The following is a 26,365-nucleotide window of genomic DNA, read 5'->3' as shown; positions in this document are numbered from 1 at the left end:
TGGATGCCTTCTTTCGCGGCCGACAAGGCCGATGCGGCCGATGCAGTCGACAGGGCCAACGCGGCAGTGCGGTATCAGCGCCGCGAGGACCGCACGATGCTGCTGCTGATCGCGCCGGCGCTGATCGTGATCGTCGTGTTGCTGGTGGTGCCGCTCGCGTGGCTTTCCTGGCAATCGATTTATGCCGACGGCTTTACGCTCGAGAATTACCGGCGCATTTTCACCGACAGCGCCTACGGAGCCACGTTCGCACTTACTTTCAAGCTTAGTTTTATCGTCACGCTCGTTACGCTGCTGCTGGGCTACCCGGTGGCGTATGCGGCCGCCGCGTTGCCGCCGAAACTGAGCGCGCTCGTGCTGGGCCTCGTGATTCTGCCGTTCTGGACCAGCGTGCTGGTGCGCACCTACGCGTGGCTCGTGCTGCTGCAGCGTACGGGGCTCGTCAACAAGACGCTGCTGTCGATGGGTGTGATCGATCATCCGTTGCAACTGGCCTACAACCAGTTGGGCACGATCATCGCCATGGTGCATATCCTGCTGCCGTTCATGGTCTTGCCGCTGTACTCGGCAATGCAGAAGATTCCGGAGAATCTCGTGCATGCGGGAGCGAGCCTCGGCGGCTCGCCGTTGCACGTATTTTTGCGGGTGTTTTTGCCGCTGTCGTTAAGCGGCGTGCTCGCGGGCGCCACCCTTGTGTTCATTCTTTGCCTCGGCTTTTACATCACCCCGGAGCTGATGGGCGGCGGCAGATCGATGATGGTGTCGATGCTCGTCAGCCGTAACGTGGAGCTCTACGATAGGTGGGGGGCAGCGAGCGCCGTCAGCGTGGTGCTGCTCGTCTGTGTGTTCGCGATCTTCTACGCTGTGAGCCGCGTGATACCGCTCGAGAAGACCTTGGGGGCGAAATGAAAAAATCCGCATCCGGCAAGCTTGTTTTAGGCGCGGTGGTCGTGCTGATCCTGCTGTTTCTGATCGTGCCGGTTCTGATCGTCGTGCCGCTGTCGTTTTCCGACACACGTTTTATGACCTTCCCGCCGCCGGCCTACTCGCTGCGCTGGTACGAAGCATTCGTCGGCAGTCCGACATGGATGGCTGCCGCACGCACCACGCTGACGGCTTCCGTGTCCGCGGCCGTGATCGCTACGCCGCTTGGCGTCGCGGCGGCGTATGGGATCCAGAACGGCACCCACTGGAGCATGCGCTATGTGCGTCTCGTGCTGATGCTGCCATTGATGGTGCCGATCATCATCGTCGCGGTCGGGGTGTTCTTCGTATATGCGCATACGGGGCTCGTCAACAGCATGACCGGGTTGATTCTCGCCGACACGATGCTCGGTCTGCCGTACGTGCTGATTTCCGTGAGCGCGGATCTGCGGACCTTCGATCAGACCCAGGAGATGGTCGCCCGCAGTCTCGGCATGAACCGCTTGCGCAGCTTTATGACGGTGACGCTGCCGCAGATTCGATCGAGCGTGATTTCCGCCGCGGTGTTCGTGTTCATTCAGGCGCTCGATGAAACCGTGGTCGCACTGTTCGTCTCCGGTGGCGACAATCAGACGCTCACGCGGCGGATGTTCGTCGCGCTGCGCGATGAAATCGACCCGACGATTGCGGCGATCAGTACCTTGCTGACTGCGCTGACCTTATGTCTGGTTGTGACGATTGTGGTGACTCGCAGGCCGGCTGCACGAGCCTGATCATATCGGCGACGCGCTCGGCGATCATGATGGTCGGGATATTCGTGTTGGCGCAGGGGATCGACGGCATCAGCGATGCATCGCACACACGCAAGCCTTCGACGCCCCGCACGGAGCCGCTCGCGTCGGTCACCGCTTGAGGGTCGTCGGGCGAGCCCATCCGGCAAGTACCGGATGGATGCCAGGTGCAGCCCACTGAGTGCGTGACGAAGTGGGTTAATGCTGCATCGTCGGCGAGCAGGTTTTCGATCGTGACGCCCTGGGTAATCAGCCGGCGAATCAGCCAGCCACGCAGCGGCCCCGCGACATCGAGCAGTGCGCTGAGCGCGCCACGCTGTAGTGCGTTGAACCTGCCGGGCACCGCGACTTTCGCGACACGCGGCGAATAGCTCGACGGAAAGACCGTGCCGCGTACCCCTGCCATTGAACTCCCGGCAAGCGTGGTAGCGCCAAGGCGCATTGCGAGCTTCAGGCGCTCGCGGTCGCGCGGGTCGGACAGCATGTTGAATTCGACCGACGGTTCGTCGCGCGGATCCGCTGAGGTGAGTTTTAGCTGGCCGCGCGAGTACGATTTGTTCACCCAGAAGAATATCGTGCCAAGCCGGTATCCGATCGAATGCCAGCCGGAGCGCGACAGGATCGCACCGTGCATGTCGCCGGCTACGGTGTCCGGCAAGCGGGAGGAGAAGCGCACAATGGCCTGCTCGTGATGCTCTTCCGGGTACGGCGTGCGGCCGGCGCGCGGCAGCCAGGCGGAAACGGCGATCGAAGGATGCTCCATCAGGTTGCGGCCCACCCCGGGTAAATCGGCCACGAGGGGAATGCCGAGTGCGGCAAGGTCGGCGGCTGGGCCGATGCCGCTGCGCAGCAGCAGCGCGGGACTATGAATTGCGCCCGAGCAAACGATGGTTTCCTTCGCGTAGAGATCTTCTGTCGAACCGTCTTCGTGCCGCAATCGCGCACCCGTCGCACGCACGTCTTCGAAGTGGATGCGCTCGGCGAGGAGGTGAGTGCGGATCGTCAGATTCGGCCGTTTCCGCACTGCGTCGCTCAGATAGCAGACCGAGGTCGGAATGCGCTCACCGTCCTCGCTTACCGCTATCGAGCCGACATAGGTCCCGTCCTGCCATGGGCCATTCTGATCTGCGCGCCGCGGATGGCCGAGCTGTTCCAACGCACCCAGCACGGCTCGCACGAACGGCGATACGCGAGTCCATTCGGTACGCCGGATGCGCACCGGACCTTGCTGGCCATGCAGTTCGCCGTCGAAGTCGCAGTCCGTTTCGAGCTTGCGGAAATACGGCAGGCAGGCTTGCCAGTTCCAGCCGTGCGCACCGAGTGCTTCCCATTCATCGTAGTCGGCGGGAGCGCCGCGATTGGCCATCAGCGCATTGATCGCCGAACCGCCGCCTAACAGGCGCGCCTGCTCGTAGCGCCGGGATGTGCCTGTGCTCGTGCCGGCCGCAGTGCTGCCAGGGGCGAACCGCGTAGACATCACCGCAGTAAGCCGTCGCCAGATATTGCTGACGTCGAGATACGCGCGACCGGGATAGCGGCTGCGGATCGCATCCGGCATGCTCGCCTGCGAGATATCCCGGCCGGCCTCGACGAGGCACACGGTCTTCTGCGGATCTTCCGAAAGACGCGCGGCGAGCACGCAGCCCGCCGAGCCTCCACCCAGAATCAGATAGTCGATCACGTGGCGCGTTGCGTCTATTGCATGAACTTGAGCCAGCGGGCACGAGCGGCGATACCGGCATCGGAGGCCCACCATTCTTCGGAGAGCAGGGCCTGTTTCGCGGCATTGGCGGGCGAACTCGGCAGCTCGCTGGCACGTTGCGCGGTGATCTTGCCGGTCTTGAAGGCAGCCGGATTACCCGGCCCGTAGTCGATATAAAGCGGCAGATTAGCCTGCAGATCGGGCGAGAACGCCGCGTTGAGGAATTTCACTGCGGCCGCCTGGTTCGGCGCGTTCTTCACGATGCACAGTTGCGTGTTCTGCAGCAGGCCATCGTTGAAGGTGAAGTCGACATCGGGGTCGTCTTTGCGCACGGCGCTGGCGCGGCCATTCCAGATCATTTCCATGTCGACTTCGCCGTCGTGCAGCAACTGCGCCGATTGGCCGCCCGAGGTCCACCAGACCGTGATGTCCGGCTTGATTTGCTGCAGCTTCTTGAAGGCGCGATCCACGTCGAGCGGATAGAGCTTGTCGCGTGCCACGCCGTCTGCGAGTAGCGCGGCCTCGAGTGTGCCTTGCGGATCGTTGCGCAGGGCACGCGTGCCCGGGAAGTCCTTGACGTTCCAGAAGTCGGCCCAGCTTTGCGGGACTTTCTTGAGCGACTTCTTGTTATACGCAATCACCGTCGAGTAAAACTCGTAGGCCGCCGAGTACGGCGTGCGGTATTTTTCCGGTATCGACGCGGCGTTCGGGATCTTCGAGAAGTCGAGCTTTTCGATCAGGCCTTCCTTTCCGCCGCGCAGGCAGTTCGACGCGGGAGTGTCCACGACGTCCCAGATCGGCTTGCCCGCCGCAGCTTGCGCCTTGATGGCCGGGTACGCGTCGGGCACGCTGTCCTGATTGACGGTGATGTCGAGCAGTTTGGCTGCCGGATCGAGGATGGCCTTGGTCTGCGCTTCCTGGTAGACGCCGCCCTGCGAGACGAAGGTGATCTGGCCGCTCGCAGCCAGCACAGGTGTGCTCAGCAGCGTGATGGCGAGCGACAGAACAGTGACGCGACCTGGCTTCATCATTTTCACGGCGGCTATCCCCAAGGTTGGATGGTTCGTTAGCGAGGCCCGTGTCCGGATGTCATGCCACTTAGGAGTGCAGGCCGCTATCTGCGAAGCGTATCGGCGGCGCGAGGAGCCCGCGAGGCACATTGCGCCGGATACGTCGTGGTCAAAATGTAGGGGACCATTTTCCCGCTCGCAATTCCCGAATTGTTAGAGCGGGCATAACGCTACGTCATGGCTGGAAGAACGATGCGCAGAGGGCCTTGGTCAGCAACCGCATTTCCACTGCGGCGACTGCAGCGCCATGCCATGCTGGCCCTTGTACGCAGCAACGGCGGGCGGCGTCCAGCCATCGAGCAGCTGCGGCGCGAGGCGGTAGATTTCGATGCCAAGCGGGCGGCACACTTCCAGCGGATCGCGCGCGTCCGGTCCCCACATGGGCAATGACAGATCGCCGCCCGGGCAGGTCGACAGCGCGCATAGCAGGTCGATTTCCGCAAAGAACTCGAGGTAATCTCCCTTTTTGGCCGGGCACGCCTTCATGAAGTATTTGTCTTCGAGATTCAGTCCGGTGCACTGAAACACGTTGAGCACATCGTGCACGTCGTATTCGGTCAGGCCGTACGGAGCGATGGCGCGCGTCAGGTTCGAGTGGCAGTGGAAATGAAAGTCCTCACCGGTCAGCATCCGGTTCACATACGGATCGCAACGTGTGCCGAGCAGGTCGTGAACGCGCCCGCCATGTTCGTCGACGCCGTAGTCGGCGAGGCTGTCGTCGGTGATCGTCACCATGGGGCGCAGAAACGGCAGTGTCGACCACAGGCGGTCGAAGGTGCTGACGTGCGCCTGCTGCAACTGGCGCGTACGCGATGCCCACATGCGCTCGCGCGGGTTATGCAGGTTCCACATGTTCAGGTCGGCGACTTGCGGACCTTCGATCGTGACAATCCGGAACACGTGACCGGCCGGCACGCTCCAGGCCTGACCCGAACGGATCGGCACAACGATCGACTCGATCAGCGTGCGCGAGTCGTGTTCGGAGGCAATGCGTTGATAGAAGGCCTTGTCGGGGTCGAGCGCGGAACCCTTGGTGGACTGATAGGCGGCGGGGTAATTCAACATGCTGGTGACTCCTTCATGAGACAGGCGGACAGGCTGCGCTTGCTACGCGCGGCAGCCGGTTTGCGCAGTGGTCGTTGACTGAGGTGTGAATGAGAGGGAAGTGACTCAAAGGTAATCGAGCAACGCATGCTCCGACTGCTTCAGGTAGTCGGCGAGCGCGGCGCTGGCTTCGGCGGTGCGGCCGTTGGCGATCAGCTCGAGAATCTGCTGATCCTTCGCGATCCAGGGTCGCTGGAAGCGGCGCTCGTCGGGAGCGGAAGCGAACACGAGACGCAGTTGCGCCAGAATCGTCGTGAAGAACGTGTCGAACAGCGGGCTGCCGAGCAACTGCACGATGCGCCGATGAAACAGCAGGCTATAGGTGCCGACGCTGCGCCAGTCACCTTCGTCCGTCGCCGCTTGCGCGTGCATGACGGCTTCGCGCATGGAAGCGATTTCGTTTTCTTCGATCGGGTCTTCGCGCAACAGGGCTTGCAGTTCGAGCGTACGCCGTACCCGGTAGATGTCGCGCACGTCGTGACGCGTCAAGGTGCGCACGATCACGCCGCGATGCCGGTAATGCACCGCGAGTCCTTCGCGGCACAAGAGGCGCAGCGCTTCACGCAGCGTGTTGCGCGAGACGTCGTGAATCTGGGTGAGGTCGTTCTCGACGAGCGCCGTGCCCGGCGGCAATTTACCTTCGATGATTTCGTCGCGGATCGTCGACAGGATCCGATCTGTGACCGATTGCTCGGGCTCCTGGCCGGTGAGGGTGGTAACAGCTGGATGCGAGGTAGGCATACGGTGTTTGTGTTTTTCAGGCAATGTGGACGTCTTTAAGGAAGCTGGCGATCCGCGAAGTCTTGTCCAGCGCAGCCAGTTCGTGCGGTGACGCGTCGCTGACGATCGTACCCGCTTCCATGAACACGATACGGTCTGAAATGCGGAACGCGAAGTTGATTTCGTGTGTGACGATGATCATGGTCATGCCTTCCCGGGCGAGTTCCTCGATTACCTTGAGCACCTCGGTGACCAGTTCGGGGTCGAGCGCCGAGGTCGGTTCGTCGAACAATACGATCGACGGCTGCATCGCCAATGCTCGCGCAATCGCGACACGTTGCTGCTGGCCGCCGGAAAGCTGATGCGGATACTTCTGCGCATGCGCGGCCATGCCCACCTTCGCCAGCAACTGCATGCCGGCCTCTTCGAGCGCGGCCCCGTTGCGGCGCCCGTGATAGCGGGGCGCCAGCGTTACATTCTGCAGCGCTGTCTGGTGTGGAAACAGGTTGAAGCTCTGAAACACCATGCCGATATCGAGGATGCCGCGCACGTACTGTGCGTGCGGCACCTTGCCATGCCTGCCGCGGGGCGGCCACAGGAATGCCTCGCCGTGCAGCCGGACTTCACCGTCGTCGAGCGTCTCCAGGCCGTTCAGCGTGCGTATCAGCGAGGTCTTGCCGGAGCCCGACGGGCCGATGATCGATACCACTTCGCCGGAGTGCACCGTCAGGTCGATCCCTCCAAGCACCTCATGATTGCCGTAACGTTTTCGGATGCCGATAGCCTCCAGCGCGCGCGCCGTACCGCCGGCTCGCGCTGCACGCGTGACCTTCGCAGCCGCCGGCGTTGACGCGGGCCGCGGCACCTCAATGGCAACGGCGGCGATGCCGGCCTGCTTGCGGCGCGTGACGTCCAGATGTTTTTCCAGCAGCTTCAACACATGGCCGAACACGGTGACGATCAGCACATAGTAGAACGATACGGCCAGCATCGTCTCGAGCACCTTGAAGTTTTGCGTGTACAGACGCTCACCCACCAGCAGGATTTCCGCCAGCGAAATGACCGACACGAGCGAGGTCAGCTTGACGATCGTAATGTACTCGTTGATGAGCGCAGGCAGCGCGACACGAAACGCCTGCGGCAGCACGATCAGCCGTTGCAGTCCGACGAAGCGGATGCCGAGCGCTTTACCCGCTTCGAGTTGGCCTTTGTGAAGCGACAGCAGGCCACCGCGATGGATCTCGGCGATATAGGCCGCTTCGCTGATCGACAGCGCAAGCAGGCCGGCCCAGAACGGATCGGACAACAGGCCGCCGGTCCAGGGCAGGACCTGCGGCAGGTTATAGACGAAGATCAGCAGCACCAGCAGCGGCAGGCTGCGAAACAGCCAGATGTAGGTGCTGCACGCCACGCGTAGCGGCGTGAAGACGGACTGTTTGCCGAGTGCAAGCGCGAAGCCTGCCACAATGCCGATCAGCCAGGTCGCGGCACTCAGTTCGACTACGAGCCAGGTGGCCTTCCAGAAAGCGGCGTCAAACAGCAATGAAGCCGTGTAGTGCCAGTCGAATACCATGAGCTTCCCCCTACGGCGTGCAGCCACGAGGACACGGGCGAGTGCCCGGCCTCAGGCTGCGCGTGGTGTGCCGTTAGTTCTGTGCCGTACCGAGCGCCAGGGCAATGTCATTGCCGGTCGGCTCCGCGACGTTGTACTGCTTGAGTAGTGCCTGGTATTCACCCGCCTGCTTCATCGACGCAAACGCACTCTTCAGCTCGGCGAGCAGCGCGTCATTGCCTTTCTTGACGCCGAGACCGATGACGACCGGATAGAGCGGGGTGGTCGAGGTAATCGCCACGCGTCCGCCAAGCTTGTTGACGGTCATCTGCGCCACGGCCGAGTCTTCGAACTGCGCGTCGACCGCGTGCGCCAGCACGGCCTGGGCCGCTTCCGGCGAAGTCTCGAACTCGCGCACGTCGATTGCGCCGCGACCGGCAGGCGCACAGACCTGTTTCGATACGTCGTTGAGTTTCGGAATCCACGATGCGCCCTTGATCGAACTCACGCGCTTGCCGCACAGATCTTCCGGCGTCTTCGGGGCGAAGCCGGAATGGCTCAACGCGAGCAGCGAGCCGCCGGTTTTCAGGTAAGGCACGAAATCGATCTGCTTCGCGCGTTCCGGCGTCACATAGAGCGCCGATGCAATCACGTCGAAGCGGTTCGCGTTGACGCCGAGGATCAGGTTGGCGAAGCGCGTGTCGACGAATCCGGGTTTGAGTTTCAGATGCTCCGCGAGCCTGCTCATGAACGCAGGGTCGAAACCGCTCGGGGTGGCGCCTTCGAGGTAGTCGTACGGCGGATAGGTCAAATCGGCGCCGACGGTTAAGGCGCCAGAGGTGACCGTCGGGATGCCCGTGGCCGCGAAGACATGGGTGGCTGCGCAGACCGCCCCGGTAGCGGTAGCGAATTTCGCCAGTTTCAACAGGGCGTTCAGCAAAGAATTGAGGCAAAGATGGGCTTTCATGGGCTCTCACTCGTCGGTGTGGTGACAATATACATTGTTCAACAATAATAAAATAATTGTTGAACAATTAAAGTGCCACCAAGCAGAATGTATGCCAATGAGGTGTGCGAAAGCGGCGAGCGGGTGTGAAACGGCGGACGGACAGTGGGTTGGCCGATGGCGAGGAGGGCGGCCGGAAAGCGCCGGTATCGGCGGACGGGGAAGCCGAAGCACCATTTCCGTGCCTCGGGAGAGACACGAAGAGGCAGGCGAAGCGGTTGTGAATCGAAATCGTGCGTGCGGCGACGGTTTCGCGCGACGCTGCAGGTTGGCGCGCGCCTTTTATGAAATCAGCTCGAGTGTCCTGATCGAATTGCTGATGCCGCGGGCGCAGTCGATCACCGCTGGCGCGAGCCGCTCCTGCGCCTCGGCGAGCGTCCACCGGCTGGTGGGCGCCACGACGTGCACCGCCGCTACCGGCCTTCTCTGGCTATCGATTACCGGTGCTGCGATCGTCATATCGCCGATGAACAACTCTTCGCGATTCGTCGCATAGCCGTTGCGCTGTGCGTCGGCAAGGCGCTGCCCGATCTCCCCGATATCCGTCAGCGTGTGTGACGTGTATTCGATCAGATCCATTTTCGCAATCCGCTCGAGCGCCTCATCGCGCGGCAACGCGCTGAGGTAGGCACGGCCCGACCCGGTGCAGTACATCGGAATCCGGCTGCCGATCGGCATGTGGATTGGTACGAACTTCGTACATACAAAACGGGCTACGTAGACCATTTCGTCGTCGTCGGGCTCGGTCAGATTGGTGGTCTCGCCGGTGACGTTCGTCAGTTCAGAGAGGAACGGGTTGGCCACGTCGATCAACGTGTCGGCCGCCAGATAGTTGAAGCCGATCTGCATCGCGCGCAGCGTCAACTGATAGCGGCGGGTGAGCGGATGTTTGCGCACGTAGCCGAGCTTCTCGAGCGTATAGATCATGCGCTGGGCCGAACTCTTTGTTATGCCGGTGGCTTCGGCTACTTCTGCGAGCGTCATGGTGCGCCGTTTCGCGCTGAAGGCGCGCAACACGGCCAAGCCCTTTTCCAGCGACTGGTTGAACAGCAGGTCGACCTCTTTGTCCTCGTTCAGCTCGCTCATGTGCGCCTTTGATCCGTCTTGTTTTGCCAGGTTGGACACAGTCTATCGTATCGAATATCGATACACATAAATTTCTTTGCGATATTTTTGATTTGATTATCATGCTTCAAACACCGCGTATCGCTGTGGAAGAGTCGCAGTAGGTTCAAACCATCCCAATCTGGAGATCCGCATGATTCCGCTCGTCAAACGCCTCGCCGGTGCTGCAACCGGCCTTGCTATCGCTTTGTCCTGTGTAATTGCGGTGGCCGCCATTGCGGTGGCCGCCAATGCGGTGGCCGCCGAGCAGCCGGCTTACACGGTAGGCGCCACGGCAACCGGTGTGCCGTTCACCTTCCTCGACGTGAGGACCGGTTCGATTCAGGGCATGATGGTCGACGCCATCACGGCGGCGGGCAAGGAAGGGGGTTTCCAGGTCAGTGTCCAGCAAACGACGTTCTCCGCGCTGATTCCGTCGCTTACCACCAAAAAAATCGACATCATCTCTGCGGCAATGCTGAAGACGCCGGCGCGCCAGCAGGTCGTCGATTTCTCCGACACGGTCTACTCGTACGGCGAAGGGCTGATGGTCAAGGCAGACGATACTGGGCATTACACGTCGATGGACGACCTGAAGGGCGAAGTAGTGGGCGCTCAGGTCGGCACGGCATTCGTCGATGCCTTGAACAAGCGGGGCATCTTCAAGGAAGTGCGCACATACGACTCGGTGGCCGACATCATGCGCGACGTCGCGCTTGGCCGTATCAAGGCGGGATTTGGCGATCAGCCCATCATTGCGTATCAGCTCGAACACGGTGCCAATCCGCAGGTAAAACTCGTGAAGGAGTATCAACCGGATGTGAAGGGCCAGGTGTGTTTCGTAGTCCGTAAGGGTGACTCAGCGACGCTTGAAATGCTCAATCAGGCCATCAAGAAGATGAAGGCGGACGGTTCGCTGCAGCAGGTCCTGCAGAAATGGCATATGGAGTAACGCCGCGCATCGCTTCATCCAGCCTGGCCGTGTCCGTGCCGCGCGCATCTTCAGTGTAATTCGGGGAGAACCATGTTCCTGCAGAATGCGATCGAGTTCCTGCCAATCCTGCTGAAAGGCGCCATCGTCACGATCGAGATTACCGTTTGCTCGTTCGTATTGAGCTCGGTACTCGGTCTGGTGCTGGCGTTGCTGAAGGTATCGCGCAACCGGGCCGCATCGGTGTTCGCGACCACCGTGATCAACGTGATCCGCGGGCTGCCGATTATCGTCCAGTTGTTCTACATCTACTTCGTGCTGCCGGATATCGGCATTCAGCTCTCGGCATTTCAGGCCGGTGTTGCAGGGCTCGGTTTCGCCTACTCGGCCTATCAGGCCGAGAACTTCCGGGCAGGCATCGAAGCGATCGACCATGGGCAGATCGAGGCCGCGCAGTCGATCGGCATGCGCAGTGCGCTGATCATGCGGCGCGTGGTGTTGCCGCAGGCGTTTCGTATCGCGCTGCCGCCGTACTGCAACACGCTCGTGATGATGCTCAAGGACTCGTCGCTTGCCTCGACGATTACCGTCGCCGAAATGACCCGTCAGGGCCAGTTGATCGCCTCGTCGACATTCCAGAACATGACCGTGTTTACGCTGGTCGCGCTGCTCTATCTCGCACTCAGCTTGCCGTTGGTGTTTGGCCTGCACCGGCTTGAAAAGCGGCTTGGATTGAGGAAAAGCACATGATCGAGGTCAGGGCGGTTCACAAGCGGTTTCACGATCAGCATGTGCTGAAGGGCGTGTCGCTCGGCGTGAAACAGGGGCAGGTAGTGTGTCTGATCGGACCGTCGGGATCCGGGAAATCGACGCTGCTTCGCTGCATCAACGGCCTCGAGACGTATGACGACGGCTTGATCGAAATTGCCGGCGCGCGCGTCGATGCGCACGCGAAGAACATTCACGAACTGCGCACCCAGGTGGGGATGGTGTTTCAGCGCTTCAACCTGTTTCCGCATCGCACCGCGCTCGAAAACGTGATGGAGGGTCCGGTGTACGTCAAGAAGGTCGCGCCTGCTGTGGCGCGAGAGGAAGCGCGGCAACTGCTCGACAAAGTTGGGCTGTCGCATCGGATCAACGCTTATCCGGGGGAACTGTCGGGCGGTCAACAGCAGCGCGTGGCGATTGCGAGGGCGCTCGCGATGAAACCGCGGGCCATCCTGTTCGACGAGCCGACTTCGGCGCTCGATCCGGAACTGGTCGGCGAAGTGCTCAATGTGATGCGTACGCTCGCGCGCGACGGTATGACGATGATCGTCGTGACCCACGAGATGGGCTTTGCCCGCGAAGTGGCAGACCGGGTCTGCTTCCTGCACGGCGGCACGATCTGCGAGGAGGGCGCGGCGAGCGAGGTGCTTGAACGTCCGCAGCATCCGCGCACCCAGGATTTTCTGCGGCGTCTGTTGTCGCCCCATGACTCCGCTTCATCTTCTCCATCTTCCAGCACTCCGAAATGATTGCAGTCAACGCTGAGATGCCTTTGCCCGACTCGCTCTGGGCGGCCACCGCGACGCCCGCGACTGCTACTCCACCGCTCACTGAATCCGCAACTTTCGACGTGGCGATCATCGGGGCCGGCTATACGGGGCTTTCCACTGCATTACATCTTGCCGAGCGCGGTGTGCGCGTGTGTGTGCTCGATGCCGCGGAGCCAGGGTGGGGCGCATCGGGCCGCAACGGCGGCCAGGTGATCCCCGGCCTTAAATACGACCCCGATGAACTCGTGCGGCGCTATGGCGAAACGGCAGGCAACGCGCTCGTCGAGATCGTGGGCGGCGCGGCCGATACGGTTTTCGATCTGATCCACAGGTATGGAATCGACTGCGCTGCGTTACGCCACGGCTGGATTCAGCCTGCGCATTCAGCTGCGATGCTCGAGACGGTGGTGCGACGCGCGCGCCAGTGGGAGGCGCGCGGCGCGTCCGTGAGCGTGCTCGATGCAAAAGCCGTGTCGCAACGCATTGGAACGGACGCATTCGTGGGTGGCTGGGTCGATCACCGCGCCGGCAGCATCCAGCCGCTCAGTTACGCGCGCGGCCTTGCACGGGCCGCGGTCGGGCTGGGGGTGACCGTGCATGGCGGTACGCTCGCGACTTCGCTGGTTCACGAGGGGAACATGTGGCGCGTCGCAACCGCACGCGGCCCGGTTGTGACGGCGAGCCGGGTCGTGCTGGCGACCAACGGTTATACGGGCCCGCTCTGGCCGAAACTGGAGCGAACGGTGATTGCTGCGAACAGCTTCATTGTGGCGACTCGGCCGCTCGCGCCCGCGGTGACGGATAGCATTCTGAGCGGCGGCGAAGTGGCATCCGATTCGCGCCGTCTGCTGCTCTATTTTCGCCGCGATTCGCAAGGCCGTTTACTGATGGGGGGCCGCGGGCCGTTTTCCGAACCGCGCAGCGCCAGCGACTGGTCACACCTCGAACGGTCTGTGCAACTGTTGTTTCCTCAGCTCAAGGGGATCGAATACGAATACCGCTGGGCGGGACGCATTGCCATTACCGCGGACTTTCTGCCGCACGTTCACGAACCGGCTCCGGGCCTCACGATTGCACTCGGCTACAACGGACGTGGCATCGCTATGGCGACGACACTGGGCAAGCACCTTGCCGCCCGCTTGTGCGGTGACGCGACTACGGCGTTTCCATTTCCGGCTACTCCGATCCGGCCCGTTCCGTTGCATGGCTTGCAGCGTTTCTACATTGCTGCGGGAGTCGCCTGGTACCGCATGCTCGACGCGCTGTCCTGACTGCCGCCCGCACGATGCGTCGAGCGTTCGCTCATTGAAAACATTCATCAGACCAACTACAGTTATCCAGCAGTCTCCGACCGCACGCAGTCCTGGGAGCCGTAGCCGATGGAAAACCAGCACGAGAAATACGCGCGCCTCATCGCCAGTTGCCAGGCGCTCGAACCGATGCGCTGCGGCGTGGTTCATCCATGCGACGAGAGTGCGCTGCGCGGCGCCGTGGACGCCGCCCGGCAGCATCTGTTAATCCCCACCCTGATTGGGCCGGAGCAAAAAGTCCGTGCCGTTGCTGCCGCTTGCGAACTGGACATTTCGGGCTACTCGATTGTCGACGCCGAGCATAGCCACGCCTCCGCCGACACGGCAGTGCGCCTGGCACGCGAAGGAGCGGTCGACGCGCTCATGAAAGGCAGCCTGCATACGGATGAACTGATGGGCGCGGTGGTCAAGCGCGAGACCGGGTTACGTACCGAGCGGCGCATCAGTCATTGTTTCGTCATGGACGTGCCTGCGCTTAAGCAGCCGCTGATTGTGAGCGACGCTGCTGTGAACATTGTTCCGACCTTGCAGGACAAGGTGCATATCATTCAGAACGCGATCGATCTTGCCCATGCGCTCGGCGTCGGGTTGCCGAAAGTGGCGATACTTTCGGCCGTCGAAACGGTCAACCCGACTATGCCCACAACGGTTGAAGCTGGCGCACTGTGCAAGATGGCCGATCGCGGACAGATCACCGGCGCGCTGCTCGATGGGCCGCTTGCGCTCGATAACGCCATCGATCTGAATGCGGCGAAGATCAAGCACATCGACTCGCCGGTGGCGGGCCAGGCCGATATCCTGATCGTGCCGGATCTCGAAGCGGGCAACATGCTCGCCAAGAGCCTGACCTTCCTGGCCGGCGCCGATGCCGCGGGAATCGTGCTCGGTGCGCGGCTGCCCATCGTCCTCACCAGCCGGGCCGACTCGCTGACGGCGCGTCTTGCGTCCTGTGCGGTGGCGGCATTGTTTGCAAACTGGAGGCGGGCGCAACCCACCAAGGCGATCTTATGACGTACGCCGAACCTCTGTTGCACCACGGCTGAACCGAAGTCGGAGGTCGCCATGCAGTTCGTCAAGGCGCTGCTCGAACAGCAGCCGATGTTCGCATTGTTCCTCACCATCGCGATTGGCTACGTGGTGGGGGAAATCAGCATCAAGGGATTTTCTCTCGGCGTAGGGGCGGTTTTGTTCGTCGGGTTGGCGGTCGGCTGGTTTGCGCCGAAATCGGCACCTGCGGCAATGGTCGGTACGCTCGGCCTCGCGCTGTTTCTGTATGCGGTAGGAGCGCAGTACGGCAAGCAGTTTTTCCTCGGCTTCAGCAGCGCCTATGGACGCCGGGCGAATCTCATTGCGCTCGTCGGCGTGCTGCTATCCGGCGTCGTGAGTCTGGTCTGCATGAAAATCTATCAGCTCAATCCGGGTCACGCGTTAGGCCTGTTCGCCGGCTCAGGCACCAGCACGGCAACGCTGCAGGCGGCGCTCGCGGAGCTCGGTAACGACGATGCGGCGGTGGGCTATTCGGTCGCGTATCCGTTCGGCGTGGCGGGGCCGATTTTGTTGCTGTACATCACCTTCGCGCTGGTGAAGCCGAAGATTGCGGCGCCCTCGGCTGCCGGCATGGAAATACTCGAGGTCTCGCTGGATAACCCTCATTTTGCGGGGAAAACGCTGGCTGAGTTGATGAGCGGTCTGCCTGCGGATGTGCAGATCGTGGCGCGTCGTCGGGCGCATCACAACGAACCGGCCAGGCCCGACCTGGTGCTGGCGGAACATGACTTGCTGCTGATGGTCGGTCCGAACCGCGCCACGCTCGACCTCGCGGGAGAAAGCCTTGGCGAGGCGGAGCCAGGAAGGATGGTCAAGGACCGCCAGCACCTCGATTACCTGCGGGTATTTGCATCGCGCCCGGCGGTGGTGGGCAGAGCCCTGGCTGAACTCGGCTTGCCGGGTGAAAACGCCGCGGTGATTGCTCATGTGCGGCGCGGCGATGCCGATATGCTGGCGCGCCCGGATCTCGTTCTCGAGTTCGGCGACCGCGTGGGTCTGCTCGCGAATCCCGCGGATTTCGCGGGGCTATGCAGGTTCTTCGGCAATTCGATCAAGGGAACCGCTGAATTCAGCTACATCTCAATCGGCCTTGGGATGGCGTTAGGTTTCCTGCTTGGCGCGATCAGCATCCCTCTGCCTGGCATTGGCAAGATCGGCCTGGGATTATCAGGCGTACTGATCGTAGCGCTGATCCTCGGAAAATTGCGTCGCACCGGTGGGCTGAACTGGACGATTCCGCTCTCGGCTAACCTTGTGCTGCGTAACCTGGGGCTGACGCTGTTTCTCGCCCAGGTCGGCATGGCATCGGGCCCGCGCTTTGCCTCGACGGTATCGCAGACGGGCTTGTTGATGCTCGGCCTCGGCGCGGTAGTACTGCTGGCGCTCGCTATCCCCGTCATCGTGCTGGGGCTGTTCGTTTGCCACATGTCGTTCGATCAGGTGGCGGGCATCGTCGCTGGGGCTTGCGGCAATCCGGCTATCCTTGCCTACGCGAGCAAGCTGGCGCCGACGGATGAGCCGGACATCGGCTATGCGATGATTTTTCCCGGCATGACCATCATCAAGATACTGTTCGTGGATATCGTGCCGGCACTGCTGCGTTGACCGTGATGAAGATCCGGCTTGCGCTCCCAGCGTAACTGGCCTGACCGAAGGTGTCCGAACTGTACCTGTCGTGCTCTTTTTGGAGCCCACAGAATGACGACCGGCCGACCATCCCGTTCAACCTGATCTAGCGGACCAACAGCAATGACCCGACTTCGTCTCACCTCCTGCGGCCACGAATTTATTGCCGAAACCAATCCGGATGCACCGCAAACGGTCGCCGCCTTCCTGAAGCTCTTGCCGTATCGCCAGAAAATCATCCACGTTCGCTGGAGCGGCGAGGGCTGCTGGGTGCCGCTCGGCGATTTCAAGCTCGAAAACGACGGCAAGGCCGTGGGCTTTGAAAATCACACGAGCCATCCGTCGGTTGGCGATATTTTGTTTTATCCCGGCGGCTACAGCGAAACTGAGATCATCCTTGCCTATGGCTCGTGCTGTTTTGCCAGCAAGATGGGACAACTGGCCGGCAACCATTTTCTGACCATCGTCGAAGGCAAGGAGCGTCTGCGTGAACTCGGCACCAAGGTGCTGTGGGAAGGCGCCCAGGACGTGCTGTTCGAGCTGGTCTAGTCAATCGTCTGAGGGAAGGCCGCGAGGCTTGGCGTCAGCCGGGCGTGATACGCTGGTACGGTAGGTGATCGAGCGAGCCCCGCTGGCAGGGGCGAGCGTTCATTTTTTCCCGTTCCCACGCGGCGGCAGGCCCTGATTCATGTCCGATACGCAAGTACGTCCACTCCGTGCGTTTGCCGAAAGCCTTCGTCTGGATCAGGTCAATCTGACCGAACGCTGGATGCGGGCTGTCTTCCATGACACCGAGCTGAGCGATGCCGACCGGCTGACGTATGAGCAGCTCTCCGATCATATCCCGGCCATTCTCGAGGAAATCTGCAGCGCGCTTGAAGATCAGGATCTCGACCAGGTCGAGCCGGCCATCGAGCGCAACGCACGCAAGCATGGCAAGCTGCGCTGGAAGCAGGGCTACCGGATCGACGAACTGGTGCGCGAACTCGACCTGTTCCGGCAGATGCTGGCCGGCCAGATTGTCCAGTTCAGCGAATCCCGGCCGTATTTCACGCGGCGTCACGAAGAGCGCGCGCGGCACTTTATCGATGAAGCTGTCAGTTTCGTTACGCTGACGTCGATTCGCGAGGTGGTAACCGAGCGCGACCGCAAGATCGACGATTACACTGGCCGGCTCGAACGCGCCAATCACGAACTCACCCTGAAGCAGAAGCTGGTCGGCGATCTGTACGAGTCGCGCATGCAGATCACGCGCAGCGTCGTGCACGATCTGCGCAACTTCCTGAACGTCTTTTCGATGGCGCTGCAATTGATGTCGCGCGCACCCACCAAGGTCGAAGCGGCGTTGGCGCTCGCCAATCGCCAGGCGGTCGACATGAAGGTCCTCGTGGACGAACTGGTCGAGTATTCCGTTGTGCTTGGCGATACCAATCCGCTTGTCGTCGAGGCGTTCCCGCTGCGCGAACTGTTCGACGAACTGGTGGCATCGTGCGGTCCGGCGATTGAAGCGAAGGGCTTGCGTTTAAGCCCTATCTTCGATGCCGGCTTGAGCACGGTGGTGTCGAACCGGCTCAAGCTGAAACAGGTGGCGCTCAATCTGCTGACTAACGCGTCGAAATACACCAAGGTGGGTCAGGTCGAACTCGCGATGACGACTGATGGTGACGACCGGTGGCGTTTGCGGGTATCGGACACAGGAGTCGGGATCGGCGTGTCGGACCGTGAGCGCGTGTTCAAGGAATTCGAGCGCGCGACCGGGGACGATATTCCCGGTGCTGGCCTGGGGCTTGCGATTGTGCGGGAGTTGTCGCGAGTGCTTGGCGGGCAGATCCGCTTCGACTCCTATGAGGGTGAAGGGACGAGCTTTGAAATTACGTTTCCGCTGCGGCTGGAATCGCCGGACTGAGTACTACGTGTGCATTTGACGACGGACGCCCTACGCGTCTTTGCGTAGGGCGTCCGCGTTGCAACGCCAATGTCAATGTCGATATCGCGATCAGCTAAAGAGCTTCATCGCTTGCAGCAGCGTATTCACCACGCCCCATGCAAGGGGAATCAACACATATAGCCAGAACACACCGAGCTTGAGTGCGGAAGTAGGTTGGGCAGCTTGATTGGTGCTCATATCAGGTCTCCTTATTGTCCGCTCTTGAGTTGTGCGTCGCTCATGTGGTGCTTCTCGTCCACACGCTTGACCAGCAGGTTACACACGAAGCCCACCACCAGCAGGACCGCCATGATGTGCACCGTCATCGTATAGGCGTCGGCCTTGGCCACGCCATGTGCTACTTCATAGGCACGGATGTAATTCACCAGCACAGGGCCTGCCACCCCTGCTGCTGCCCATGCGGTCAGCAAGCGGCCGTGAATACCGCCGACGAAAGCGGTGCCGAACATATCCGCGAGGTAAGCCGGCACGGTTGCGAAGCCGCCGCCGTACATCGAGAGAATCACGCAGTAGGCCAGCACGAACAATGCGATCTGCCCCGAGGCGGCAAATCCCGGCACGAGGTAATACAGCACGGCACCCAGCGCAAAAAAGATGAAGTACGTATTCTTGCGGCCGATCCAGTCGGATGCCGAGGCCCACACAAAGCGGCCGCCCATGTTGAAGAGCGACAGCAGTCCGACGAAGCCCGCTGCGGCCGCCGCCGTGACTGTGCTCTTGAAGCTCTCCTGAATCATCACCGACGCCTGGCCGAGAATGCCGATGCCGGCCGTCACGTTCAGAAACAGCACGAGCCAGATCAGATAGAACTGCGGGGTCTTCAACGCCTGATCGATATGCACGTGATTGCGCGAGATCATCTTGTTCTGGTTAGTGACGGGCGGTGTCCAGCCTGCCGGCTTCCAGTCGGGCGCAGGTACGCGAATCGCGAGCGCACCGATCGACATCGAAATGAAGTAGGCGATGCCCAGCACTACGAAGGTTTCCCAAACACCGTTGCTGGTCGCGCTGTGGAAGTGGTTCATCAGCGCGACGGAGAGCGGTGCTGCAATCATCGCGCCGCCGCCGAAGCCCATGATGGCCATGCCGGTCGCCATGCCGCGACGGTCGGGAAACCAGCGGATCAACGTGGAGACTGGCGATACATAGCCGAGTCCCAGGCCGATGCCGCCGATCACCCCATAGCCGAGGTACAGCAACACAATCTGATGCAGCCACACGCCAAGCGCCGATACCAGGAAGCCGCCGCCGAAGCAGCATGCCGCGGTGAACATCGTACGGCGCGGGCCGACCCGCTCGAGCCACTTGCCGCCAAACGCTGCCGACAAACCAAGGCACACGATTGCCAGCGAGAAAATCCAGCCGAGCGTGGTCAACGACCAGTCGTCCGGCGCGGATTGCGTGATGCCGATCACCTTGGTGAGCGGTCCGTTGAACACGGAGAACGCGTACGCCTGGCCGATGCACAGATGCACGGCGAGCGCCGCGGGCGGCACCATCCAGCGCGAGAAGCCTGGACCAGCAACGGTCGCCTGTTTGGAAAAGAAGGGTGCAGAGCCTGGGTTGTTGCGCGGCTCGGTAATACTGCTCATATTTGGGTCTCCGATTACGATTCTTACTTGTTATCGGCGCTCGCGGGCAATGCTTGAGCTTTAAAGCGCGGCATCGCGCGGGAGATGCGCCGTGCACATATGTTGTTCAATTTCATATTGATTCAACTTCTGCACGACGCCTGGGCCGTCAAGCAACGATAGGTCTCGCGGATCGCCTTGGCAATATAAGATGAGAATGCATAAGGAATACGCCTGGCATACGGGCGCAGGCGCGTCTCGCTCGCTTCGCTGTAAGGTAAAGAAAGCAAAATGCCGCCCAGGGCGGCATTTTTTCGGGTCGATCGAACCGCGAAATAGCAGGACATTGACGGCGCGCCCGAGGACGGGGCGCCACTGCGGGGTTTTACTGCATCGTCGTTTTAAACAGTACGGCCGGTTTTCATCCGCGCCGCGACCAGCAGCGAGATCAGGCAACCGACGCCGAGATACGCCGCCACCGGATGCCAGGATCCGCCCGCGAGACTCACGAGGCCCACGGCGATAAACGGCGTGAACCCGCCGCCCACGACGCTCGCCACCTGGTAACCGACGCCAGCGCCGCTGTAACGGTACTCGGTGCCGAACAGTTCGGTGAACATGGGCTGCTGTACGCTAACGATCATGTCGTGTGCAACGTTGGCGAGCATCACCGCGAAGATCACGATCCATATCGTTGCGCGCGCATCGAGTGCGAGGAAGAACGGCACGGCACTCAGCATGCCGACCAGCGCGCCGACCATATAGACGCGGCGGCGGCCGAAGCGGTCGGCGGCGATGGCGAAGCAGGGAATCGTAAAGCAGCTCAGCGCACCCACCAGCAGGCCGATATTCAGGAAGAACGTGCGCGGCATGCCGAGATTTGCGGTCGAATAGTTCAGCGCGAAGGCGGTCACGATGTACATCGTGAACAGTTCGGCAAGACGCAGCGCAATGATCAGCAGAAACGCCTTCGGATGCGTGAGCAACGCTTGGACGATCGGCAGACGCGCACGCTTCGCGCCTTTTTCAACCACCTTCTCGACGAACTCCTTCGACTCTTCCATGTTCGAGCGGATCCACAGCGCGATCAACACCAGCAGCACGCTGAACAGGAACGGCAGACGCCAGCCCCAGGCGAGGAAGGTGGCATTGTCCATCGAATGGCTGATGATCGACACGAGGCCGGTGGAGAGCACGAGGCCGACGCCATAGCCGACCTGCACGCCGCTGCTGTAGAACGCCTTCTTTTTCTCAGGCGCGCTTTCGACGGCCATCAGCGCTGCGCCGCCCCATTCGCCGCCAACCGCGAAACCCTGGATGGCACGCAGCGTCACCAACAAAACGGGCGCCCACCAGCCTATGCTGAGAAACGACGGCAGCAGGCCGATTGCGGCAGTGGAGAGGCCCATCATCATGACGGTCAGCACCAGCATGCGTTTGCGGCCGAGACGGTCGCCGTAGTGGCCGAAGATGAAGCCGCCGAGCGGCCGGAACAGGAAGCCGACACCGAAGGTGGCGAAGGCCGCGAGTGTGCCCATCGCCGGGCTGACGTGCGGAAAGAACTCGGTATTGAAGACGAGCGCGGCGACGATGCCGTACAGCAGGAAGTCGTACCAATCGACCACCGCGCCGATAAAGCTGCCCAGCGCGGCCCGGCGGGCGCGGCTGACGTTAGTGGCGGCGTCGCGTGGGGCCGCTGTCGATACTGCCGTGGTCATGAAGTGTCTCCTACCTGATATCGGAAGTGCAGGGGTGATCGGGAGGTGGCCAGGCTCTGTGACCAGGTACCGTTTGATCCGCTGCAGGATTTCCGAAGGATAGAGAGACAGCACCTCTTCGACAATCGGCGTTTGAGGCATATTGCGCGATTGGCGGCCGAGTATGCGCGCATAGCGCGCGTTTTCCGCGTTAACACCAAGAGGGCGAGGAGGGCGGCCGGCGCATCCAGCCGTGTAGTGAGTCCATGCTTACCGCGCAAGCTGCGCGCTATTTGCGCGCGAATACGCCATTCAGCGACGGCCATGGTACCTTGATGTTACAGTAGCAGCGCATAATTGACTGATATACTACATACGGAATATTGATATTTGCGGCATTGCAGCATATGATTGAGTGATCTGCTCATTCAATCGTCTGGAGTTGCAAATGGATGTGGTGTCTTTGGCCTTGCTGGCCGTTGCTGTGGTTGGTTTGGGTTCGGCTGCCACCGTGCTGCTGACTCGCTGGATTCCGCAACCGGTTGCCGTCCTCGCGTCGCAACATGGCCGCTTTGCGGGACTTGGCGAACAGGACAGCCCGGCCACACCCGCGCCGCCCTCGGGTGTTCGTGCCAGGACAAATGCGGGCGCCCACGCGGCTGCTCATGTTCAACAAGAGGCGATGAATGTCGTCAGAACTTCAAACTGAAGCAGTGGCCACTCCTTTGACACTGTCATTGCAGCCGATCGGCGCGAGCGCAAGCTTGCGCGATCAGGCCTATGCGATGCTGCGCCAGGCCATTGCCGACGCTGACATCTACCAGTCGCGCGATGAGATTCGTCTTGACGAACGCGTGCTGAGCGAATCGCTAGGCGTCAGCCGCACGCCGGTGCGCGAAGCGATGACGCTGCTCGAACAGGAAGGCTTTCTGCGTATGGTGCCGCGGCGCGGCATCTATATTGTGCGCAAGAGCAAGCGCGAAATCGTCGAGATGATCCAGATGTGGGCGGCCCTTGAAAGCATGGCAGCGCGGCTCGCCACGCTGCATGCCACAGACGAGGAAATCGCCACGCTGCGCCACATGTTCGACAATTTCAAGGACACGACGCCGGCGGAGCACATTGCCGAATACTCGGACGCGAACATTGCCTTCCACCAGGCAATTGTCGAGTTGTCGAAGTCGCAAATCATCCTCGATACGATCAAGAACATCTTCATCCATGTGCGGGCTATCCGTCGCATGACGATTTCGCAGAGCGACCGCGCGTCGCGTTCTATCGTCGATCATCTGCGTATCATCGAGGCGCTCGAGAAGCGCGATACCGAGTTAGCTGAGCGACTTGCGCGGCAGCACTCGCTCGATCTCGCTGCATTTGTCGAAGCGAATTGCGACTTTCTGGATTGAGCGTTTAATGGCTGGTGTTTGACTGCGCTCGCTTCGCCGCGTTTTGCTTCGTCTCGTCTCTATCTCTCCCGTCTGACCTTCAGCCTTCCTCAGTATTTTCCCTTGCCCCGGAACGGAAATAGCCCGCCTTTTACGGCGAAAGCCGCTCCAGGTAAGCCTCCCGCGCTCGAATCTCACGTCAATCATCAGGTCGAAATTGGTCTTGCCTGAATGTGATATATCACATACCGTATTGAACAGGCCGCTGACGCTTACGAAGTGCCGACAAGGAGACGACCATGTCTGCAGTTGCTTCATCCCTCAGTACCGCTAAGGGCAGCACGACGGCCGATGACACGCTCAAGCAGAAGACTCGCGATGCCGGTGTCGTCTCGGGCGGCCATCTGGTCGCCAAGGCGCTGAAGAACGAAGGGGTCGACACGATCTTCACGCTGTGCGGTGGCCACATCATCGATATCTACGATGGTTGTGTCGACGAGGGAATTCGCATCATCGACGTGCGTCACGAACAGGTTGCGGCGCACGCCGCCGATGGTTATGCGCGGCAGACCGGCAAGCTCGGATGCGTGGTGACGACAGCAGGGCCGGGCTGCATGAATGCGGTGACCGGCATCGCTACGGCGTTCCGTTCGGAGAGCCCGGTCCTCCATATCGGCGGCCAGGGTGCGCTCTCGCAGCACAAGATGGGTTCGCTGCAGGATCTGCCCCACGTCGACATCATGGCGCCGATTACCAAATTTTCCGCCAGCGTGCCGAGCACGGAGCGGGTCGCGGACATGGTTTCGATGGCTGTGCGCGAATGCTTCAATGGCGCGCCGGGTCCCGCGTACCTGGAAATTCCCCGCGACGTGCTGGACCGCGAAGTCGAGCTGACGCGCGCCGTGGTGCCGCTGCCGGGCCATTACCGGGCGTCGACGAAGTCGATCGGCGACCCGCGCGACATCGAGAAACTGGCTGACATTCTCGTCAGTTCCGAGCGTCCCGCGATCCTTTACGGTCAGCAGGTGTGGACCGCGCGCGGCCACGAAGAGGCGGTGGCGCTGTTGCGCGGACTCGATATTCCGGGCTACTTCAACGGCGCCAGTCGTGGCCTGCTGCCGCCGGGCGATCCGCATCACTTCGATCGAACGCGCTCGCAGGCTTTTGCAAACGCAGATGTGCTGATCGTCGTTGGGACTCCTTTTGATTTCCGCATGGGCTATGGCAAACGCATCAGCAAAGAGTTGACGCTGGTGCAGATCGATATGGACTACCGCACAGTGGGCAAGAACCGCGATATCGATCTCGGTCTCGTCGGGGACCCAGGCGCGATTCTCGCCGCAGTGTTGCAGGCGGCAAGCGGTCGTCTTAAAGACGACAAGCGCCAGGCGCGCCGTAAATGGATGGCGCAACTGCAGGACGCCGAAGTCACCGCGACGGAAAAGCTGATGCCGCTTTTCAGGTCCGCCAACACGCCCATTCATCCCTATCGCGTCGCTTACGAGCTCAACGAGTTTCTCGCGGATGACACGGTTTATATCGGCGACGGCGGCGATGTTGTCACCATCTCGGCGCAAGCAGTGCGCCCGCGCCGTCCGGGGCAATGGATGGACCCTGGCGCACTCGGTTCGCTCGGTGTCGGCACGGGCTTCGCACTGGCCGCGAAGCTCGCTCATCCATACAAGGAAGTGCTCTGCTACTACGGCGACGGTTCGTTTGGCATGACCGCCTTCGACATGGAAACGGCCAATCGCTTTGGCGCGCCGTACCTCGCCGTGATCGGCAATAACTCTGCGATGAACCAGATCCGTTACGGCCAGCTTGCGAAGTACGGCGAGGAGCGCGGCAACGTCGGTAATCTGCTGGGGGACGTGCCGTTCAGCAAGTTTGCCGAAATGCTGGGTGGCTACGGCGAAGAAGTGCGCGATCCGGCGGCTATCGCAGGGGCGTTGCAACGCGCGCGTGAGGCGATTCATCGCACCGGACGCTCGGCGGTGGTGAACATCTGGGTCGATCCGCGCGAGTACGCGCCGGGTACGAAGAACCAGACCATGTACAAGTAAAAACGACGGAAATATTGGAGATACGACATGGGTAAAGCACTCGACGGTGTGCGCATCCTCGATTTCACACATGTGCAATCGGGCCCGACCTGCACGCAACTGCTCGCCTGGTTCGGCGCGGATGTGATCAAGGTGGAGCGGGCCGGTGCCGGCGATATCACGCGTGAGCAGTTGCGCGATGTTCCGGAGGCGGACAGCCTCTACTTCACGATGCTCAATCACAACAAGCGCTCGGTCACGATCGATACGAAGAACCCGGAAGGCAAGTTGGTGCTTGAAGCGCTGATCCAGAAATGCGACGTGCTGGTCGAGAACTTCGCGCCGGGCGCGCTCGACCGGATGGGCTTCACCTGGGAGCGCGTCCAGGAACTCAACCCGCGCATGATCGTGGCGTCCGTGAAGGGCTTCGGCCCCGGACCCTATGAGGACTGCAAGGTCTACGAAAACGTCGCGCAGTGCGCGGGCGGCGCGGCGTCGACCACGGGGTTCGACGACGGCCCGCCGGTCGTGACCGGTGCGCAGATCGGCGATAGCGGCACGGGTCTCCATCTCGCGCTTGGCATCGTCACTGCGCTATACCAGCGCACGCAGACGGGACGTGGCCAGAAGGTGCTTGCCGCCATGCAGGACGGCGTGCTGAACCTGTGCCGCGTGAAGTTGCGCGACCAGCAGCGGCTCGATCGCACCGGTGTGATGAAGGAATACCCGCAGTATCCGAACGGCACGTTCGGCGAAGCGGTGCCGCGTGCCGGTAATGCCTCGGGTGGCGGCCAGCCTGGCTGGATCCTGAAGTGCAAGGGCTGGGAGTCGGACCCGAACGCCTATATCTACTTCATCGCGCAGGCGCCCGTGTGGGCGAAGATCTGCAATGTGATCGGCAAGGAAGAGTGGACCACGGATCCCGACTACGCGACGCCTGCCGCACGCTTGCCGCGGCTGAAGGAAATCTTCGCGGAGATCGAGCGCTGGACCATGACCCGGACCAAGTTCGAGGCCATGCAGATTCTCAACGAATACGATATCCCGTGCGGCCCGATCCTCTCCATGAAGGAGCTTGCGGAAGAACCTTCGTTGCGCAAGACCGGCACGATCGTTGAAGTGGATCACCCAGTGCGTGGCAAGTATCTGACGGTTGGCAATCCTATCAAACTGTCCGATAGTCCGACGGATGTAACGCGTTCGCCTTTACTGGGCGAACACACCGACGAGGTGATGGCCGAACTCGGCTATTCGCCTGAACAGATCGGCGCTTTGCGCGCGGCTGGTGCGATCTGAA

General features: G+C 61.4%; 24 protein-coding genes. 14 read left to right on the top strand and 10 right to left on the bottom strand.

Going from position 1 to position 26,365, the window contains the following annotated elements:
- Window positions 1-3: 3 nt before the first annotated feature.
- Window positions 4-909 (top strand): ABC transporter permease, encoded by a 906-nt coding sequence (locus P3T17_RS17930; protein WP_074269148.1) that lies wholly within the window; start codon window positions 4-6, stop codon window positions 907-909.
- A complete protein-coding gene (locus P3T17_RS17925) occupies window positions 906-1,697 on the top strand; it encodes an ABC transporter permease (protein WP_429408264.1) in 792 nt (263 codons plus the stop codon). Before P3T17_RS17930 ends, P3T17_RS17925 begins: the two co-directional genes overlap by 4 nt.
- Here the strand turns inward: P3T17_RS17925 and P3T17_RS17920 are convergent.
- The 7 genes from P3T17_RS17920 to P3T17_RS17890 all read right to left on the bottom strand — a co-directional run bounded on the left by P3T17_RS17920 (window position 1,618) and on the right by P3T17_RS17890 (window position 9,955).
- On the bottom strand, window positions 1,618-3,396 hold the full coding sequence (locus tag P3T17_RS17920; RefSeq protein ID WP_429408262.1) for a GMC family oxidoreductase: 1,779 nt from the start codon (window positions 3,394-3,396) through the stop codon (window positions 1,618-1,620). The two genes, P3T17_RS17925 and P3T17_RS17920, sit on opposite strands and share 80 nt — an antisense overlap.
- Window positions 3,397-3,410: 14 nt before the next feature.
- Window positions 3,411-4,445: an ABC transporter substrate-binding protein gene (locus tag P3T17_RS17915; RefSeq protein ID WP_143787778.1), complete on the bottom strand. Its 1,035-nt coding sequence runs from the start codon at window positions 4,443-4,445 to the stop codon at window positions 3,411-3,413.
- 252 nt (window positions 4,446-4,697) lie between these two features.
- A complete protein-coding gene (locus P3T17_RS17910; protein WP_429408260.1) occupies window positions 4,698-5,552 on the bottom strand; it encodes an urea carboxylase-associated family protein in 855 nt (284 codons plus the stop codon).
- A gap of 105 nt (window positions 5,553-5,657) precedes the next feature.
- Complete coding sequence (locus P3T17_RS17905; RefSeq protein WP_429408258.1) at window positions 5,658-6,332, bottom strand: GntR family transcriptional regulator; 675 nt, start codon at window positions 6,330-6,332, stop codon at window positions 5,658-5,660.
- A gap of 16 nt (window positions 6,333-6,348) precedes the next feature.
- Window positions 6,349-7,884: an amino acid ABC transporter permease/ATP-binding protein gene (locus P3T17_RS17900; protein WP_429285992.1), complete on the bottom strand. Its 1,536-nt coding sequence runs from the start codon at window positions 7,882-7,884 to the stop codon at window positions 6,349-6,351.
- A gap of 73 nt (window positions 7,885-7,957) precedes the next feature.
- The gene (locus P3T17_RS17895; RefSeq protein ID WP_074269141.1) at window positions 7,958-8,830 is read right to left on the bottom strand and encodes an ABC transporter substrate-binding protein; all 873 of its coding nucleotides are present in this window, start codon (window positions 8,828-8,830) and stop codon (window positions 7,958-7,960) included.
- Window positions 8,831-9,151: 321 nt separating this feature from the next.
- Window positions 9,152-9,955, bottom strand: coding sequence for an IclR family transcriptional regulator (locus P3T17_RS17890; protein WP_429408256.1), 804 nt, complete (start codon window positions 9,953-9,955; stop codon window positions 9,152-9,154).
- Between the two features lie 172 nt (window positions 9,956-10,127).
- Between P3T17_RS17890 and P3T17_RS17885 the strand changes: the two genes are divergently transcribed.
- From P3T17_RS17885 to P3T17_RS17850, 8 genes are all read left to right on the top strand, one after another.
- The gene (locus P3T17_RS17885; protein WP_429408255.1) at window positions 10,128-10,925 is read left to right on the top strand and encodes an ABC transporter substrate-binding protein; all 798 of its coding nucleotides are present in this window, start codon (window positions 10,128-10,130) and stop codon (window positions 10,923-10,925) included.
- Window positions 10,926-10,997: 72 nt separating this feature from the next.
- Window positions 10,998-11,654, top strand: coding sequence for an amino acid ABC transporter permease (locus tag P3T17_RS17880; protein WP_074269138.1), 657 nt, complete (start codon window positions 10,998-11,000; stop codon window positions 11,652-11,654).
- Window positions 11,651-12,421 (top strand): amino acid ABC transporter ATP-binding protein, encoded by a 771-nt coding sequence (locus tag P3T17_RS17875; RefSeq protein ID WP_429408253.1) that lies wholly within the window; start codon window positions 11,651-11,653, stop codon window positions 12,419-12,421. The genes P3T17_RS17880 and P3T17_RS17875 overlap by 4 nt, the downstream gene beginning before the upstream one ends.
- Window positions 12,418-13,713: an NAD(P)/FAD-dependent oxidoreductase gene (locus P3T17_RS17870; protein WP_429408251.1), complete on the top strand. Its 1,296-nt coding sequence runs from the start codon at window positions 12,418-12,420 to the stop codon at window positions 13,711-13,713. The genes P3T17_RS17875 and P3T17_RS17870 overlap by 4 nt, the downstream gene beginning before the upstream one ends.
- Before the next feature lie 108 nt (window positions 13,714-13,821).
- On the top strand, window positions 13,822-14,763 hold the full coding sequence (locus P3T17_RS17865) for a bifunctional enoyl-CoA hydratase/phosphate acetyltransferase (protein ID WP_429408249.1): 942 nt from the start codon (window positions 13,822-13,824) through the stop codon (window positions 14,761-14,763).
- 51 nt (window positions 14,764-14,814) lie between these two features.
- A complete protein-coding gene (locus P3T17_RS17860) occupies window positions 14,815-16,404 on the top strand; it encodes an aspartate:alanine exchanger family transporter (protein WP_074269134.1) in 1,590 nt (529 codons plus the stop codon).
- Window positions 16,405-16,548: 144 nt separating this feature from the next.
- A complete protein-coding gene (locus P3T17_RS17855) occupies window positions 16,549-16,974 on the top strand; it encodes a DUF3830 family protein (RefSeq protein WP_429408247.1) in 426 nt (141 codons plus the stop codon).
- Between the two features lie 139 nt (window positions 16,975-17,113).
- Window positions 17,114-18,331: a sensor histidine kinase gene (locus P3T17_RS17850; RefSeq protein WP_429285986.1), complete on the top strand. Its 1,218-nt coding sequence runs from the start codon at window positions 17,114-17,116 to the stop codon at window positions 18,329-18,331.
- Window positions 18,332-18,421: 90 nt separating this feature from the next.
- Here the strand turns inward: P3T17_RS17850 and P3T17_RS17845 are convergent, their stop codons facing one another.
- The 3 genes from P3T17_RS17845 to shiA form a co-directional block, all read right to left on the bottom strand.
- Window positions 18,422-18,550 (bottom strand): MFS transporter small subunit, encoded by a 129-nt coding sequence (locus tag P3T17_RS17845; RefSeq protein WP_074269131.1) that lies wholly within the window; start codon window positions 18,548-18,550, stop codon window positions 18,422-18,424.
- Window positions 18,551-18,561: 11 nt separating this feature from the next.
- Window positions 18,562-19,965: an L-lactate MFS transporter gene (locus P3T17_RS17840; RefSeq protein WP_074269130.1), complete on the bottom strand. Its 1,404-nt coding sequence runs from the start codon at window positions 19,963-19,965 to the stop codon at window positions 18,562-18,564.
- 380 nt (window positions 19,966-20,345) lie between these two features.
- Window positions 20,346-21,662: a shikimate transporter gene (shiA, locus tag P3T17_RS17835; protein ID WP_074269129.1), complete on the bottom strand. Its 1,317-nt coding sequence runs from the start codon at window positions 21,660-21,662 to the stop codon at window positions 20,346-20,348.
- 427 nt (window positions 21,663-22,089) lie between these two features.
- Between shiA and P3T17_RS17830 the strand changes: the two genes are divergently transcribed.
- The 4 genes from P3T17_RS17830 to frc all read left to right on the top strand — a co-directional run bounded on the left by P3T17_RS17830 (window position 22,090) and on the right by frc (window position 26,364).
- A complete protein-coding gene (locus P3T17_RS17830) occupies window positions 22,090-22,350 on the top strand; it encodes a hypothetical protein (RefSeq protein ID WP_074269128.1) in 261 nt (86 codons plus the stop codon).
- Window positions 22,328-23,047: a GntR family transcriptional regulator gene (locus P3T17_RS17825; RefSeq protein ID WP_429408246.1), complete on the top strand. Its 720-nt coding sequence runs from the start codon at window positions 22,328-22,330 to the stop codon at window positions 23,045-23,047. The genes P3T17_RS17830 and P3T17_RS17825 overlap by 23 nt, the downstream gene beginning before the upstream one ends.
- Window positions 23,048-23,325: 278 nt before the next feature.
- The gene (locus P3T17_RS17820; RefSeq protein WP_429408244.1) at window positions 23,326-25,089 is read left to right on the top strand and encodes a thiamine pyrophosphate-binding protein; all 1,764 of its coding nucleotides are present in this window, start codon (window positions 23,326-23,328) and stop codon (window positions 25,087-25,089) included.
- Window positions 25,090-25,116: 27 nt separating this feature from the next.
- Window positions 25,117-26,364 carry a formyl-CoA transferase gene (gene frc, locus P3T17_RS17815; RefSeq protein WP_074269125.1) on the top strand — a complete coding sequence of 416 codons (1,248 nt, stop codon included), beginning with the start codon at window positions 25,117-25,119 and terminating at the stop codon, window positions 26,362-26,364.
- The last annotated feature ends 1 nt before the right edge of the window (window position 26,365 follow it).

Origin of the sequence: Paraburkholderia sp. GAS82, from assembly GCF_050436285.1 — a bacterium.
Lineage (GTDB): Bacteria > Pseudomonadota > Gammaproteobacteria > Burkholderiales > Burkholderiaceae > Paraburkholderia > Paraburkholderia phenazinium_B.
This window is presented reverse-complemented; position numbering and strand designations above follow the sequence as displayed.

Bases quoted from the DNA above. Each gene is read 5' to 3' on its own strand.
- P3T17_RS17925 (WP_429408264.1), top strand. From the start codon at position 906: ATGAAAAAATCCGCATCCGGCAAGCTTGTTTTAGGCGCGGTGGTCGTG.
- P3T17_RS17840 (WP_074269130.1), bottom strand. From the start codon at position 19,965: ATGAGCAGTATTACCGAGCCGCGCAACAACCCAGGCTCTGCACCCTTC.
- P3T17_RS17885 (WP_429408255.1), top strand. From the start codon at position 10,128: ATGATTCCGCTCGTCAAACGCCTCGCCGGTGCTGCAACCGGCCTTGCT.
- P3T17_RS17880 (WP_074269138.1), top strand. From the start codon at position 10,998: ATGTTCCTGCAGAATGCGATCGAGTTCCTGCCAATCCTGCTGAAAGGC.
- P3T17_RS17850 (WP_429285986.1), top strand. From the start codon at position 17,114: ATGTCCGATACGCAAGTACGTCCACTCCGTGCGTTTGCCGAAAGCCTT.
- P3T17_RS17825 (WP_429408246.1), top strand. From the start codon at position 22,328: ATGTCGTCAGAACTTCAAACTGAAGCAGTGGCCACTCCTTTGACACTG.
- P3T17_RS17820 (WP_429408244.1), top strand. From the start codon at position 23,326: ATGTCTGCAGTTGCTTCATCCCTCAGTACCGCTAAGGGCAGCACGACG.
- P3T17_RS17855 (WP_429408247.1), top strand. From the start codon at position 16,549: ATGACCCGACTTCGTCTCACCTCCTGCGGCCACGAATTTATTGCCGAA.
- P3T17_RS17865 (WP_429408249.1), top strand. From the start codon at position 13,822: ATGGAAAACCAGCACGAGAAATACGCGCGCCTCATCGCCAGTTGCCAG.
- P3T17_RS17915 (WP_143787778.1), bottom strand. From the start codon at position 4,445: ATGAAGCCAGGTCGCGTCACTGTTCTGTCGCTCGCCATCACGCTGCTG.
- P3T17_RS17895 (WP_074269141.1), bottom strand. From the start codon at position 8,830: ATGAAAGCCCATCTTTGCCTCAATTCTTTGCTGAACGCCCTGTTGAAA.
- P3T17_RS17875 (WP_429408253.1), top strand. From the start codon at position 11,651: ATGATCGAGGTCAGGGCGGTTCACAAGCGGTTTCACGATCAGCATGTG.
- P3T17_RS17905 (WP_429408258.1), bottom strand. From the start codon at position 6,332: ATGCCTACCTCGCATCCAGCTGTTACCACCCTCACCGGCCAGGAGCCC.
- P3T17_RS17900 (WP_429285992.1), bottom strand. From the start codon at position 7,884: ATGGTATTCGACTGGCACTACACGGCTTCATTGCTGTTTGACGCCGCT.
- P3T17_RS17910 (WP_429408260.1), bottom strand. From the start codon at position 5,552: ATGTTGAATTACCCCGCCGCCTATCAGTCCACCAAGGGTTCCGCGCTC.
- P3T17_RS17870 (WP_429408251.1), top strand. From the start codon at position 12,418: ATGATTGCAGTCAACGCTGAGATGCCTTTGCCCGACTCGCTCTGGGCG.
- shiA (WP_074269129.1), bottom strand. From the start codon at position 21,662: ATGACCACGGCAGTATCGACAGCGGCCCCACGCGACGCCGCCACTAAC.
- P3T17_RS17930 (WP_074269148.1), top strand. From the start codon at position 4: ATGCCTTCTTTCGCGGCCGACAAGGCCGATGCGGCCGATGCAGTCGAC.
- P3T17_RS17860 (WP_074269134.1), top strand. From the start codon at position 14,815: ATGCAGTTCGTCAAGGCGCTGCTCGAACAGCAGCCGATGTTCGCATTG.
- frc (WP_074269125.1), top strand. From the start codon at position 25,117: ATGGGTAAAGCACTCGACGGTGTGCGCATCCTCGATTTCACACATGTG.
- P3T17_RS17845 (WP_074269131.1), bottom strand. From the start codon at position 18,550: ATGAGCACCAATCAAGCTGCCCAACCTACTTCCGCACTCAAGCTCGGT.
- P3T17_RS17890 (WP_429408256.1), bottom strand. From the start codon at position 9,955: ATGAGCGAGCTGAACGAGGACAAAGAGGTCGACCTGCTGTTCAACCAG.
- P3T17_RS17830 (WP_074269128.1), top strand. From the start codon at position 22,090: ATGGATGTGGTGTCTTTGGCCTTGCTGGCCGTTGCTGTGGTTGGTTTG.